The sequence below is a fragment of the Streptomyces viridochromogenes DSM 40736 genome (assembly GCF_000158955.1).
Classification (GTDB): domain Bacteria; phylum Actinomycetota; class Actinomycetes; order Streptomycetales; family Streptomycetaceae; genus Streptomyces; species Streptomyces venetus.
In genome coordinates this window covers 5890585-5903699 of record NZ_GG657757.1, presented here as the reverse complement: position 1 = coordinate 5903699, position 13115 = coordinate 5890585, and the positions used below count along the sequence as shown (strand labels likewise).

Below are 13115 nucleotides of genomic sequence, written 5' to 3'. Positions count from 1 at the left end.
TTCTCACCACGCATTGTGGACTAGACCACTCAGGGGTGTCCATGCGTTGGAGGCTGTTCGTTGTTGTTATGTCTCCGACTGGTCGGACGCACTGGCGTCCATCAGGCAGCCTAACCCGTGTGGGTTCCTGTGCGGGGCCAGATGGACATGGCAATTTCCGCGACCGCCTCCAGTTCCTCCCGGCTCGCCCCGTCCCGCGCCTGTTGTGACATGCCCTGGATCATCGCCCCCGTGTGCCGGGCCAGGGCGGCGGAGTCGGTGTCCGGGGGCAGCACTCCGGCGGCGACATCGGCCCTGATGCGGCTCTCGAACGCGGCGATGTTGGCGTTGCGGCGGTCCCGCAGCGACTGTTCGACCTCGGGGGTCGAGCAGTTCGCGGCGGCGTGGACGACGAGACAGCCGTGCGGATGGCCGGGCTCCGTGTACGCGGTGGCGGCCTCGCGCAGCGTGCGCTCGACGGCGCTCCACGCGGTGGGCTCCTCGGCGAGTGCCCGGTCGGTGAACGATCCGTAGCGCGTGCCGTAGACGTGCACGACCTCCTCGAACAGGGAGCGCTTGTCGCCGAAGGCCGCGTAGAGGCTGGGGGCGCCGATGTCCATGACACGGGTGAGGTCGGAGACGGAGGTCGCCTCGTAGCCGTGCTCCCAGAAGGCCAGGAGCGCCTTCTCCAGCGCGGTCTCGCGATCGAAGGAACGGGGACGGCCACGGGGCCTGCCCTTCTTGCTCCCTCCGGTGGCCGTCGCCCTCCCGGTGGCCACCGCCTTCCCGGTGGCCGCGGCCGCGGCTCCCTCGGCCTTCGCGGTTCCGTCGTCGTTCACCATGGAGTGCATTTTATAGCGGGCACTAGAGAAATGTCGGCGGGCTGCTGTACGGTCTTTTTTGTAGCGACCGCTAGAGAAATCAGGAAGGGGAGCCGTCATGGACGTGCTCAGGGGCAGGACGGCACTCGTCACGGGGGCGAGCAGGGGCATCGGGCGCGGCATCGCCGAGCGGCTGGCGCGTGACGGTGCGCGGGTCGCGGTGCACTACGGCAGGAACGAGGCGGCGGCGAAGGAGACGGTCGCGTCGATCGAGGCGGCGGGCGGCTCGGCCTTCACAGTGGGTGTGGAGCTGGGCACCCCGGGGGACGCCGAGGCGTTGTGGGCGGAGTTCGACCGGCATGCGGACGGGCTCGACATCCTGGTGAACAACGCGGGGATCGGCAACACCCGGCCCATCGAGGAACTCGATGAGCAGGAGTACGACAAGGTCTTCGCGGTGAACGTGAAGGCGCCGCTCTTCATCCTCAAGCACGGCATGACGCGACTGCGGGACGGAGGCCGGGTCGTCAACATCTCCTCGGGGCTGGCCCGGACGGCGGTGATGCCGGACAACATGGCCTACGCCATGACGAAGGGCGCGCTGGACGTCCTCTCCCGGGACCTCTCCAAGGTGCTGGGTCCTCGAGGTATCACGGTGAACTCGGTGGCGCCGGGGATCATCAACACCGACAACACGGCCCGGTTGCTGCGCGGGACGGCCGACGGCTGGGCGAAGGCGGCGGCGATATCGGCGCTGGGCGGGGTGGGCGAGCCGGCCGAAGTCGCCGACGTGGTGGCGTTCCTGGCCTCGGACGCGGGGCGGTGGGTCACGGGGAGCTGGGTGGATGTGACGGGAGGCTCCCTCACCTAGGCGTGGCGCCCCCGCCCAGCCCGGGCCCTCCTGGCCCTCCTGGCCCTCCTGGCCCCTGATGCTCCTGGCCCCCATGCCTCCCCTGCCCTCAGCGTGTCTCCGTCACCTTCGCCAGCGCGCGGGGTGCGTCCGGGTCCTGGCCGCGGGCGATGGTGACTTCGTAGGCCAGGAGCTGCAGGGGGATGATCTCCAGGACGGGCTGGACCTCCTCGGCCACGTCGTCCGTCGGCAGGACGAAGCCGGCCGACGCCTGCCCGACCTGGCTCCTGGGGCCGATGACGACCAGGTCGGCGCCGCGGCCGCGCAGCCGGTCGAGGACGGGCTGGAGCGCTTCCCCGCCCTTGCCGTCGGTGACCACGGCGATGACCGGGGACACGTTGTCGACCATGGCGAGCGGTCCGTGCAGCAGATCGGCGCCGGAGTAGGAGAGGGCGGGGATGTAGCTGGTCTCCATCAGCTTGAGGGCGGCCTCCTTGGCGGTGGGATAGCCGTAGCCGCGTGAAGTGATCACCATGCGCTCGGCGAAGCGGTAGCGGGCGGCGAGGGCGCGCACCTCGTCCTGGCGGGTGAGCAGTTGCTCGGCGAGGTCCGGCAGCACGTGCGCGGGCGCTCCGTCACCGCCGCGCAGGCCCTCGACGAACAGGTAGAGCGCGAGGAGGGAGGCGGTGTACGTCTTGGTCGCGGGGAGTGCCTTCTCCGGTCCGGCCATGATGTCGATGTGGTACTCGGAGACATCGGCGAGCCGTGAGTCCGGGTTGTTGGTGACGGCCAGCGTGACGGCACCGGCCTCGCGGGCGGCCCGGGTCGAGGCGACCAGGTCCGGGGAGCCGCCTGACTGGCTGACGGTGACGACGAGGACGTCGGTGAGGTCGGGCCGGGCGCCGTAGGCCGTGGTGGTGGACATCGAGGTGAGCCCGCAGGGCAGGCCGAGCCGGATCTCCAGAAGGTACTTGGCGTAGAGGGCGGCGTTGTCCGAGGTGCCGCGGGCGGTCAGCAGGACGAAGCGGGGCGCCCGGGCGGCGATCCGTCGTGCCACGTCCTGGATGGCGGGGGCGCCGTCGGTCAGGATCCGGCGCAGGACGGCGGGTTGTTCCGCCATCTCGCGGGCCATGATCCGGCCCGGGAGCTCGTCGAGGGGGTCCGGTGCGGGGGCGGCAGTCATGGCGGGGTCCTTCCGGAGCACGGGCAGATGCAGGTCTCATTCCACTCCCCCACACCGTGGAACGCCCACGCGGGACGGGCACTGTTCACCTGCTGGAGACCTGGTCGGCATGGTGCGGCCGGCTGCGCGGGAGCGGGAGCCCGCACCCTGGGAGCGGCACCCCCGCTCTGTTAGATTGGTCTAAACCACCACACGACCCCTCCCGGGTTCGGTCCCAGTTGAGCGTTCCTCTCAGATCGGCAGGCCCAGCGTGGAAGTTGTCATCGTCCCGGACGCCCAGGCGGGCGGCGAGCTCATCGCCGAGGCCATGGCGCAGCTGCTCCGACGCAAGCCCGGCGCCCTGCTCGGCGTGGCCACCGGCTCGACGCCGCTGCCTGTCTACGAGGCGCTGGCTGCGAAGGTGCGCTCCGGTGCCGTGGACGTCGCGCGGGCGCGGATCGCACAGCTCGACGAGTACGTGGGGCTGCCCGCCGACCATCCGGAGTCGTACCGCTCGGTGCTGCGGCGTGAGGTGCTGGAGCCGCTCGGGATCGGGATGGACCAGTTCACGGGACCGGACGGCACGGCCGATGACGTGCAGGGGGCGTGCGAGGCGTACGACAAGGCTCTCGCGGACGCCGGGGGTGTGGACTTTCAGCTGCTCGGGATCGGGACCGACGGGCACATAGGGTTCAACGAGCCCTGCTCGTCACTGGCCTCCCGGACGCGGATCAAGACGCTGACCCAGCAGACCCGGATCGACAACGCCCGCTTCTTCGACGGCGACATCGACCAGGTACCGCACCATGTGATCACGCAGGGCATCGGCACCATCCTGGAGGCCAGGCACCTGGTGCTGCTCGCCACCGGCGAGGGCAAGGCGGACGCGGTCGCGGCGACGGTGGAAGGGCCGGTCGCCGCTGTGTGCCCCGCGTCCGCGCTCCAGCTCCACCCGCACGCGACCGTCGTCGTCGACGAGCCCGCGGCGTCGAAGCTGAAGCTGGCGGACTACTTCCGGCACACATACGTCAACAAGCCGGACTGGCAGGGGATCTAGGTGTGTTGATCACCAGCGTTGTTGACGCCTGTCGGGCTTGATCATGGCGAAGACCTCCGGTGTGGTGGAGCTGTCCAGGACTGCACCGCACGGAGGTCTTCGTGTCCCACCGCAAGTCCGCCGATGGCCACGGTGAGGGTGATGTGCGCGGCGACGGCCAGGCGGCGGCGCGCCGCCGTGGCGTACCAGGCCGCATCGCGGCGGTCGTTCATCAGCCGCAGCATGGTCCGGTCGCAGCCGGTGAGGCGCGTCGTCGTCATGGCTGGTTCCTCCCGTAGACCTCGTCCGTGAGCGGCCGGAACGGTTCGAGGGAGAACAGGGCCTCGACCGGCAGTCCGAAGAACTTCGAGATCTTCAGCGCCAGGTCGAGGCTCGGGTTGTACTGCCCCCGCTCGATGTAGCCGATGGTCTGGTAGTGGGCTCCCACTGCCTCGGCCAGGCTCTGGCGCGACACCTTCCGTTCGGCGCGCACCATGGCCAACCTGTTGTGCACCTGCTCGCTCATGTATAAGAAGCACTACATTCGGAGAGAGGCTTACAACCCCGCGATCACCTCGGCCGCCGCCCGGCCGCAGACGCGGGCCGCTCCGTGGGTGGCGATGTGGAGGGCGCCTCGCGGGGTGGCCTGGGGGACGCCCATCTCGACCACGATCGTGTCGGGGCGGGCGGCCAGCAGGGTGTCCAGGGCCGAGGCCATCCAGGGGTGGCGGTGCTCGTCGCGGACGACGGCGACGATGCGGCGTGGACCGGCCGCCTGGAGGGCCGCCCGCCCGGCCTCCTCCCCGGCCTCGCCCTCCTCGCAGTCCTCGGCGGCGGAGAAGGTGCCCGTCACCGTGCCCGGCAGGAGGTGGAAGAGTTCGGCGGCGACGCCCCAGGGGGTCTCGTCGCCCACCGCGATGTTGGCGACGGGGGTGAGGGCGGCGACGTAGGGCGGTTCGGTGAGGGGCTCGAAGCTCTCCGGGCTTCCCGTGCCGGGGGCGGCGGTCACCGTCAGCGCGCGGCGGGCGGCGTGCAGGCCGACCTCACTGCCGGTGGTCTCCGCGGGCGTGCGGCCCGCCGTGCTCGCCCAGCGGGCCAGGGCGCGTACCCGGTCCGCGGCGTCGGCCAGGCGTTCCTCGGGCAGGTCGCCCGTGCGTACGGCCGCGACCAGGGCGTCCCGCAGCCGGAGTACGGTCGCGTCGTCGGCCAGGCCGCCGCCCACGCAGATCGCGTCGGCACCGGCGGCGACGGCGAGGACGCTGCCGTGTTCGATGCCGTAGGTGCCGGCGATGGCCCGCATCTCCATGCCGTCGGTGACGATGAGGCCGTCGTAGCCGAGCTCGCCGCGCAGCAGGCCGGTCAGGATGCGCCGGGAGAGCGTGGCGGGCCGGTCGGGATCCAGGGCCGGGACCAGGATGTGGGCGCTCATCACGGCCCGGGTGCCGGCGGCGATGGCCGCGCGGAACGGGGTCAGTTCGCGGTCCGCCAGCACGTCGGCACAGACGTCGATGCGCGGGAGCGCGTGGTGGGAGTCGACGGCCGTGTCGCCGTGCCCCGGGAAGTGCTTGGTGCAGGCGGCGACCCCGGCGGACTGCAGGCCGGTCACGTAGCCCGCGGTGTGCCGGGCGGCCAGTTCGGTGTCGGCGCCGAAGGAGCGGACGCCGATCACCGGGTTGCGGGGGTCGGAGTTCACATCGGCGGAGGGCGCCCAGTTGAGGTTGACGCCGCAGGACGCGAGACGGCGGCCCAGCTCGTGGGCGACCCGGTGGGTGAGCTCCACGTCGTCGACCGCGCCGAGGGCGTGGTTGCCCGGGAAGGAGGAGCCGCTGCGCACCTCCAGGCGGGTCACGTCACCGCCTTCCTCGTCGATCGCGACCAGGACGTCGTCGCGCTCGGCCCGCAGCTGGGCGGTCAGCGCGGCCAGCTGGCCGGGTGAGGCGATGTTGCGGCCGAACAGGCCGACGGAGGCGAGGCCCTCGCCGAGCCGGCGCAGCAGCCAGTCGGGGGCGGTGGTGCCGGTGAAGCCGGGCTGGAGAACCGTCAGGGCGTCACGTGTGAGCGTGTCGGTACCGCTGGCGAGTGTCGTCATCGGGTGGGGTCATCCCTTCACGGCGCCCGCGGTCAGGCCCGCGGCCATCTTGCGCTGGACGAGGAGGAACAGGGCGACGATCGGCACGGCCATCATCGTGGCGCCGGCCATCATCGGGGCGTATTCGGTGCCGTGCTTGGTGGTGAAGTTGCCGAGCCAGACGGTCGCGGTCTGGTTCTTCTGGCTGAGCAGCATCAGGGCGTACAGGTACTCGTTCCATGCCTGGATGAAGCCGTAGACCGAGGTGGCGACCATGCCGGGGGCCAGGAGCGGGAAGACGACCCGCAGGAAGGCGCCCGTGCGGGAGCAGCCGTCGACCATGGCCGCCTCCTCCAGCTCCTTGGGGATGTTGACGATGAAGCCCCGCAGCGTCCACACCGTGAAGGGGAGGATGAAGGTCAGGTAGGTGATGATGAGGCCGGTCAGCCGGTCGTACTGGCCCAGGTCGTTGAGGAGCAGGAACACCGGGATGATCATGGCGACCAGCGGCACCATCTGGACGGCGAGGATGCCCACGATCACGATCTTCCGGCCGCGGAAGGCGAAGCGGGAGATGGCGAGCGCGGCCAGCAGCCCGACGGCCATGCCGATGACGACCACCGCGAGCGACACCACGAGGCTGCGGCCCACCGGGCCCCAGAAGTCGGCGATGTCCAGTGCCCGGCCGAAGTTGGCGAAGGTGATGCCGGTGGGCAGCAGGCTCGGGTCGGGGTCGATGGCGTCCTTGGCCGGCTTGAACGCGGTGTTGAGCATCCAGTAGAGCGGGAAGCCGGCGGTGACGAAGACCAGGAGGCCGAGGAGGTTCCACCAGAGCTTCGGAGCCCGGCGGGGGGCCAGGGTGCTGCTCATTCGACCTCTCCGATCTTCAGCATCTGCCGCATGTAGACGGCGACCACGCCGAGCAGCAGCAGGACGGTGATCAGCGCGATGGCCGAGCCCTGCGCGTAGTCGTTGACCACGAACGCCCGGTCGTAGGAGTAGGTGTTGAGGACCTGGAACTCCGGCTCGGGATGGCCACCCCGCATGACGAACACCTGGGGGAAGACGCCCATGTCCCAGATGACCGACAGGGTCGTGAGCATCACGATGATCGGCTTGAGGACGGGCAGGGTGACATAGCGGAAGACGCCCCAGGAGCCGGCGCCGTCCAGGCGGGCCGCCTCCTCCAGCTCCTTGGGGACCTGGGTGAGACCGGCGCTGAGTGTGATGACCACGAAGGGCACAGCTCCCCACACGACCAGCAGCATGATCACGGCCAGCCCCTCGGGACCGCTCGCGAACCAGTTGTGGCCGATCATCTCGACGCCGGGCAGTTTGCTGAGCAGCGCGTTGAAGACGCCGTAGTCCGAGTCGAAGAGCCACTTGAAGACCGTGGTCGCCACGATCACGGGCATGCCCCAGCTCGCCACCAGCACGATGTTGATGAGCACCTTCAGCCAGCCCGAGACCCGCTGGAGCAGCAGGGCGAGCGCCATGCCGATCACCATCGTGAAGACGACGGCTCCGGCCGCGAAGACGAGGGTGCGCAGGACGACGGCCCAGAACTCGCCGTCGCCCACCACCTTGGCGAAGTTGTCGAGCCCCACCGACTCGGCCGGCTGGAAGCCCCACAGCTGGGACTGCCCGAACTTCTGGAAGGAGAGGGTGACCAGGCGGGCCAGCGGATAGCCCATGACCGCCGCGAGGACCAGCAGGCAGGGCGCGAGCAGCAGCCAGGGGATCGCGGCCCCGCCCGACGGCCGCCGCACGCGTGGCAGGTCATCGGCTGGGGGTGGCGGTGCCTGCCGCGGTGGCGGCACCTTGGCGGGGGTGGTGGTGTCTGCGGCACTCATCGCGCGCTCCTTGGCGGTCCCTCAGGTCTTGGCGGCGGCGGGGCTCCGCCGATGAGGGAGCCCCGCGCGAAGGTCACTTGGTGTTGATGACCTTGTCGATCGCGGCGTCCGCCTCCTTGGCGGCGGCCTCGACGGACTTCTTGCCGGTGCCGATGCTCTGCAGCATGGTCTGCAGGATCTGCGCCTTCTCGACCTGGCCCCAGCCGGGTGCCATCGGGACGAACCAGCTGGACTCGGCCGCGGTGGCGGGGACCGCCGTCTTCGGGTCGTTCTTGAGCGTCGCGAGGTCGGTCTTGTTGTTGGGCAGGTTGCCCTTGGCCATCAGGCCCTTCTGGCCGGAGGAGCCGGTGAAGGCGTTGATCCACTCGGCGGCCAGGGCCTGTGCGTCGGACTTCACCGGCACGGCGAGGTCGCTGCCGCCCAGGAAGACGGGCATGTTCTTGCCGGACGGGCCGGGCATCACGAAGTTCTCGAGGTTGCCCTTGAGCTTGCCGGTCTTGTCGTTCTTCGGGTCCTCGGAGGTCGCGCCCTCCCAGGCGGCGGCGAAGATCATGGCGGACTTGCCCTGGCCGTAGACGATGTAGCGGTCGGACTCGTCCTTGGTCTTGTCGCCGTGCATGTAGGAGTCGACGACGTTCTTGAACTCCTTCAGGCCCTTGAGGGACTCGGGCGAGGAGAGGGAGGCCTTCCACTGGCCGCCCGACTCGGTGGCGATGGCGCCGCCGGCGTCGTAGACGAAGGACATGGCCGCGTACCAGTCGCGCGTCGGCTGGTACCAGGCGCTGAACTTGCTGCCCTCCTTCTTCTGGATCTTGTCCAGGGCGGCGGTCAGCTCCTTGTAGGTCTTCGGGGGCGTCTTCACTCCGACCGAGGCCGCCACGTCCTTGCGCCAGTTGGCGACGCGGCCGCCGGCGTAGTACGGGACGCCGTAGGTCTTGTCCTCGTAGGTCACCGAGGCCTTGAGGCCGTCCAGCCAGGCGTCCGAGTTGTCGAACTTCGCCGCGTCGAGGGGGGCGAAGGCGCCCTTGACCATGTAGCCGAGCATCTCGGTGTTGCCCATCTCGACCACGTCGGGGACCTCGTCCGTGGCGAGGACGGCGTCGAGCTTGGCGTTCTTGTCGGGCCAGCCGTAGTACTCGTGGTTGATCTTGAGGCCGGGGTGCTTCTTCTGCACCGCGGCGTCGGCTGCCTTCACCAGCTGCGGCCAGTTGTTCTGGGCGTCGACGGTGAGCCAGACCGTCAGCTCCTTGGCGTCCGCGCCCTTGTCCGAACCCCCGCCGCCGCCTTCGCCGCCGCACGCCGCGATGGAGACCATCATGCCCGCGATACCGATCGCGGATATCAGCTTGCGCTTCACGCCACCCTCCTCAGGGATGCCACGAACCCCCCTGCTCCCCGCGGTGAACGTGGGGCACCAGGACCTGGACCAATGGTGTAGACCAGTACGGGGAGCTTGGACCAGACCAGCAGGCCTGTCAAGGGTCCGGTATAGGCTCTGACCAGCCGTTATGCGACCTACATATGCAGGAACCTTTAAGTAAGAAGCCAGCGAAAACCCAGGCGGGCACGGCATACTCCAGGTAGACCACTCGGATTTGTGGACTAGACCAAAAGAGGCGCCGACGGTATACAAGTGGGATCGTGTCGGCAGAGGAGCCGGGAAGGCGGAGCATGAGCACCGACGTCAGCAGTGCGGAGAACGAGAACGGGGCGCCCGTCCGTACCGCACGCGTGCCCAAGTACTACCGCCTGAAGAAGCACCTGCTCGACATGACCGACACACAGGCGCCCGGCACGCCGGTCCCGCCCGAGCGCACGCTCGCGGCGGAGTTCGACACCTCGCGCACGACCGTGCGCCAGGCGCTCCAGGAGCTGGTCGTCGAGGGTCGGCTGGAACGCATCCAGGGCAAGGGCACCTTCGTCGCCAAGCCGAAGGTCTCGCAGGCTCTGCAGCTGACCTCGTACACCGAGGACATGCGCGCCCAGGGCCTCGAACCCACCTCGCAGCTGCTGGACGTCGGCTACATCACCGCCGACGACCGCCTGGCCGGCCTGCTCGACATCACGGCCGGCGGACGGGTGCTGCGCATCGAGCGGCTGCGCATGGCCAACGGCGAGCCGATGGCCATCGAGACCACCCACCTGAGCGCCAAGCGCTTCCCGGCGCTGCGCCGGTCGCTGGTGAAGTACACGTCCCTCTACACCGCGCTCGCCGAGGTCTACGACGTCCATCTCGCGGAGGCCGAGGAGACCATAGAGACCTCGCTGGCCACCCCGCGCGAGGCCGGCCTGCTCGGCACGGACGTCGGCCTGCCGATGCTGATGCTCTCCCGGCACTCACTGGACCGCGAGGGCCAGCCGGTGGAATGGGTGCGGTCGGTGTACCGCGGGGACCGGTACAAGTTCGTCGCGCGGCTGAAGCGGCCCGCGGAGTGAAAGCGGAATGAAGGACGGGGCTCCACCGCTGCTGGGGCCGGGTTTCGGTTGGGTACCGCATTACGGACGAGGGGTTCCGTACGCGGCTCACCCTGACCTAGATTGCCTGCGCATTACACAGGTGATCACTGAGGGGACGGAGCCGCCTGATGTCGCAAGCCCCAGAAGCCAGTAGAGGGCCAGTGGTGACGCCGATGCGCGTCGTCATCGCCGTCTGCCTCATAGCGCCCTTCGTGGCCATGCTGTGGGTCGGCTCCTACGCCAAGACCGACCCGGCCTTCATCGGGATCCCGTTCTTCTACTGGTACCAGATGGCGTGGGTGCTGATCTCCACCGCGCTGACGATGATCGCCTACAAGCTGTGGCAGCGTGACCAGCGCGCCCGCTCGGCCGCGAAGGGCGGTGCGTCGGAGTGAAGGACGGCGTGAACGGCGTCGCGCTCGCCGTCTTCATCTTCTTCTTCCTGGCCGTGACGGCCATGGGCTTCCTGGCCGCGCGCTGGCGCAAGGCCGAGAACGACAGCCTCGACGAGTGGGGCCTGGGCGGCCGTTCGTTCGGGACCTGGATCACCTGGTTCCTGCTCGGCGGTGACCTGTACACGGCGTACACCTTCGTCGCCGTGCCGGCGGCGATCTACGCGGCGGGCGCGGCCGGCTTCTTCGCCGTGCCGTACACCATCCTGGTCTACCCCCTGATCTTCACGTTCCTCCCCCGCCTGTGGTCGGTGTCCCACAAGCACGGGTACGTCACGACCTCCGACTTCGTGCGCGGCCGTTTCGGCTCCAAGGGGCTCTCCCTGGCCGTGGCCCTCACCGGCATCCTCGCGACGATGCCGTACATCGCGCTCCAGCTGGTCGGCATCCAGGCCGTGCTGGACGTGATGGGTGTCGGCGGCGGTGAGAACACCAACTGGTTCATCAAGGACCTGCCGCTGCTGATCGCCTTCGGTGTGCTGGCGGCGTACACGTACTCGTCGGGTCTGCGGGCCCCCGCGCTGATCGCGTTCGTGAAGGACACGCTGATCTACATCGTCATCGCGGTGGCGATCATCTACATCCCGATCAAGCTGGGCGGCTTCGACGACATCTTCGCCAAGGCGGGCGACGCGTTCAGCCAGACCAACCCGGCGACGGGCGCGCCACGCGGTGCGCTGGCCCCGCCGGAGACGGGCCAGTGGACCTACGCCACGCTGGCGCTGGGCTCCGCGCTCGCCCTCTTCATGTACCCGCACTCCATCACGGCGACGCTGTCCTCGAAGAGCCGTGAGGTGATCCGCCGCAACACCACGATCCTGCCGCTGTACTCCCTGATGCTGGGCCTGCTGGCGCTGCTCGGCTTCATGGCCATCGCGGCCGGGATCAAGGTGCAGAACGGGCAGCTGGCGATCCCGCAGCTGTTCGAGACCATGTTCCCGGACTGGTTCGCGGGTGTGGCCTTCGCGGCGATCGGCATCGGAGCGCTCGTGCCCGCGGCCATCATGTCCATCGCGGCCGCGAACCTCTTCACCCGCAACATCTACAAGGACTTCATCAAGCCCGACGCCACGCCCGCACAGGAGACCAAGGTCTCCAAGCTGGTCTCGCTGCTGGTGAAGGTGGGCGCACTGGTCTTCGTCCTCACCATGGACAAGACGGTCGCCATCAACTTCCAGCTCCTCGGCGGCATCTGGATCCTCCAGACCTTCCCGGCGCTGGTCGGCGGCCTGTTCACCCGCTGGTTCCACCGCTGGGCGCTGCTCGCGGGCTGGGCGGTCGGCATGGTCTACGGCACGGTCGCCGCGTACGGTGTCGCCTCTCCCACCCAGAAGCACTTCGGCGGCTCCGCCAAGGAGATCCCCGGCATCGGCGAGATCGGCTACATCGGCCTCACGGCGTTCGTCCTGAACGTGGTGGTGACGGTGGTCCTGACCTTCGTCCTGAAGGCCGTCAAGGCCCCCGACGGCATCGACGAGACCAGGCCGGAGGACTACACGGCGGACGCGGGCGACCCCGGGGTCCAGGTGGAGCTTCCGCCGGCGACGGCGGGCACCTCGCACTGAGTCGCAGGTGACACGGGCCGCCGGTGAGAAACCGGCGGCCCGTTGTCATACCCGTCCGCCACACTCGGACCATGGACATCCTCATCCGGCGGGTGAAGCCCGCCGAACACGACGCCCTCGGCGAGATCACCGCCCAGGCCTACCTGAAGGACGGCCTCCTCGACTTCGGGGAGAGCGACTGGTACCTCGGCGAACTCAGGGACGTGGCCAAGCGGGCCGCCGCGGCGGACGTCCTGGTGGCCACCCAAGGCGAACACCTCCTCGGTGGCGTCACCTTCGTCCCCTCCGGCGGTCCCATGACCGACATCGCCCGGCCCGGGGAGGCCGAGATACGGATGCTCGCCGTCGCCCACGAGGCCCGCGGCCGCGGCGCCGGAGAGGCCCTCGTCCGCGCCTGCGTCGACCGCGCCCGTGCGACGGACGGCTGTGTCCGCGTCGTCCTGTCGACGCAGCGCACCATGCACTCCGCCCACCGCATCTACGAACGCCTCGGCTTCGTCCGTGTCCCAGAGCGCGACTGGAACCCGATTCCGGAGCTTCCCGACATCACTCTCCTCACCTACGAGTTGACGCTGTGAAACCGTCGCGACACTACATCTAGGGGTGCTTTCACCACCCGGCACAAGATGTATGCTCATGCTCGCTGTCGCCGCAGGGGAATCCGGTGCGAATCCGGAACTGTCCCGCAACGGTGTGCCCATGCCTTCTTATGCGTGTATGGGAGTCAGTCCGAGGACCTGCCGACAGCGCGCCCGGCCGCCCGGCCGGTGCGCCCTGACGTCCGGGCCTCGCGGAGTGGGTCGGTGGACGCGACGCCGTGTGCGCTCGTGTGCTGCCCCCTGCCCTCGACGAGGCCCCCGTGCCGAGCGAGG

The 13115-nt window shown here is 69.4% G+C and carries 14 protein-coding genes and 1 riboswitch; of the genes, 6 read left to right on the top strand and 8 right to left on the bottom strand.

What is annotated here, in order from left to right; translation table 11 throughout:
• Window positions 1–110: 110 nt before the first annotated feature.
• Window positions 111–821: a TetR/AcrR family transcriptional regulator gene (locus tag SSQG_RS26130; RefSeq protein WP_039935436.1), complete on the bottom strand. Its 711-nt coding sequence runs from the start codon at window positions 819–821 to the stop codon at window positions 111–113.
• 97 nt (window positions 822–918) lie between these two features.
• Here SSQG_RS26130 and SSQG_RS26125 point away from each other — a divergent pair, with 97 nt between their 5' ends.
• Complete coding sequence (locus SSQG_RS26125) at window positions 919–1671, top strand: SDR family NAD(P)-dependent oxidoreductase (protein ID WP_003992869.1); 753 nt, start codon at window positions 919–921, stop codon at window positions 1669–1671.
• 88 nt (window positions 1672–1759) lie between these two features.
• On the opposite strand, the gene SSQG_RS26120 is transcribed toward SSQG_RS26125, so the two are convergent.
• A complete protein-coding gene (locus SSQG_RS26120) occupies window positions 1760–2833 on the bottom strand; it encodes an SIS domain-containing protein (protein ID WP_003992868.1) in 1074 nt (357 codons plus the stop codon).
• Between the two features lie 250 nt (window positions 2834–3083).
• Between SSQG_RS26120 and nagB the strand changes: the two genes are divergently transcribed.
• Window positions 3084–3869 (top strand): glucosamine-6-phosphate deaminase, encoded by a 786-nt coding sequence (gene nagB, locus SSQG_RS26115; RefSeq protein WP_003992867.1) that lies wholly within the window; start codon window positions 3084–3086, stop codon window positions 3867–3869.
• Between the two features lie 41 nt (window positions 3870–3910).
• Here nagB and SSQG_RS41490 read toward each other — a convergent pair whose 3' ends face one another.
• The 6 genes from SSQG_RS41490 to SSQG_RS26085 form a co-directional block, all read right to left on the bottom strand.
• The gene (locus tag SSQG_RS41490; protein WP_003992866.1) at window positions 3911–4129 is read right to left on the bottom strand and encodes a hypothetical protein; all 219 of its coding nucleotides are present in this window, start codon (window positions 4127–4129) and stop codon (window positions 3911–3913) included.
• The gene (locus SSQG_RS26105; protein WP_003992865.1) at window positions 4126–4374 is read right to left on the bottom strand and encodes a helix-turn-helix transcriptional regulator; all 249 of its coding nucleotides are present in this window, start codon (window positions 4372–4374) and stop codon (window positions 4126–4128) included. The genes SSQG_RS41490 and SSQG_RS26105 overlap by 4 nt, the downstream gene beginning before the upstream one ends.
• 30 nt (window positions 4375–4404) lie before the next feature.
• A complete protein-coding gene (locus SSQG_RS26100; protein ID WP_003992864.1) occupies window positions 4405–5937 on the bottom strand; it encodes a glycoside hydrolase family 3 protein in 1533 nt (510 codons plus the stop codon).
• A gap of 9 nt (window positions 5938–5946) precedes the next feature.
• Complete coding sequence (locus tag SSQG_RS26095; RefSeq protein ID WP_003992863.1) at window positions 5947–6786, bottom strand: carbohydrate ABC transporter permease; 840 nt, start codon at window positions 6784–6786, stop codon at window positions 5947–5949.
• The gene (locus tag SSQG_RS26090) at window positions 6783–7769 is read right to left on the bottom strand and encodes a carbohydrate ABC transporter permease (protein ID WP_003992862.1); all 987 of its coding nucleotides are present in this window, start codon (window positions 7767–7769) and stop codon (window positions 6783–6785) included. Before SSQG_RS26090 ends, SSQG_RS26095 begins: the two co-directional genes overlap by 4 nt.
• A gap of 73 nt (window positions 7770–7842) precedes the next feature.
• Window positions 7843–9126 (bottom strand): extracellular solute-binding protein, encoded by a 1284-nt coding sequence (locus SSQG_RS26085; protein ID WP_003992861.1) that lies wholly within the window; start codon window positions 9124–9126, stop codon window positions 7843–7845.
• 314 nt (window positions 9127–9440) lie between these two features.
• Between SSQG_RS26085 and SSQG_RS26080 the strand changes: the two genes are divergently transcribed.
• The 4 genes from SSQG_RS26080 (at window position 9441) to SSQG_RS26065 (ending at window position 12821) form a co-directional block, all read left to right on the top strand.
• Window positions 9441–10205, top strand: a complete 765-nt coding sequence (locus tag SSQG_RS26080) for a GntR family transcriptional regulator (protein ID WP_003992860.1) — start codon at window positions 9441–9443, stop codon at window positions 10203–10205.
• Window positions 10206–10354: 149 nt separating this feature from the next.
• Window positions 10355–10621 carry a DUF3311 domain-containing protein gene (locus SSQG_RS26075; protein WP_003992859.1) on the top strand — a complete coding sequence of 89 codons (267 nt, stop codon included), beginning with the start codon at window positions 10355–10357 and terminating at the stop codon, window positions 10619–10621.
• Entirely contained in the window at window positions 10618–12243 is a 1626-nt protein-coding gene (gene mctP, locus SSQG_RS26070; protein ID WP_003992858.1) for a monocarboxylate uptake permease MctP, read from the top strand. The genes SSQG_RS26075 and mctP overlap by 4 nt, the downstream gene beginning before the upstream one ends.
• Window positions 12244–12314: 71 nt before the next feature.
• A complete protein-coding gene (locus tag SSQG_RS26065) occupies window positions 12315–12821 on the top strand; it encodes a GNAT family N-acetyltransferase (protein WP_003992857.1) in 507 nt (168 codons plus the stop codon).
• A gap of 52 nt (window positions 12822–12873) precedes the next feature.
• Window positions 12874–13002, top strand: a riboswitch (cobalamin riboswitch).
• Window positions 13003–13115: the final 113 nt, after the last annotated feature.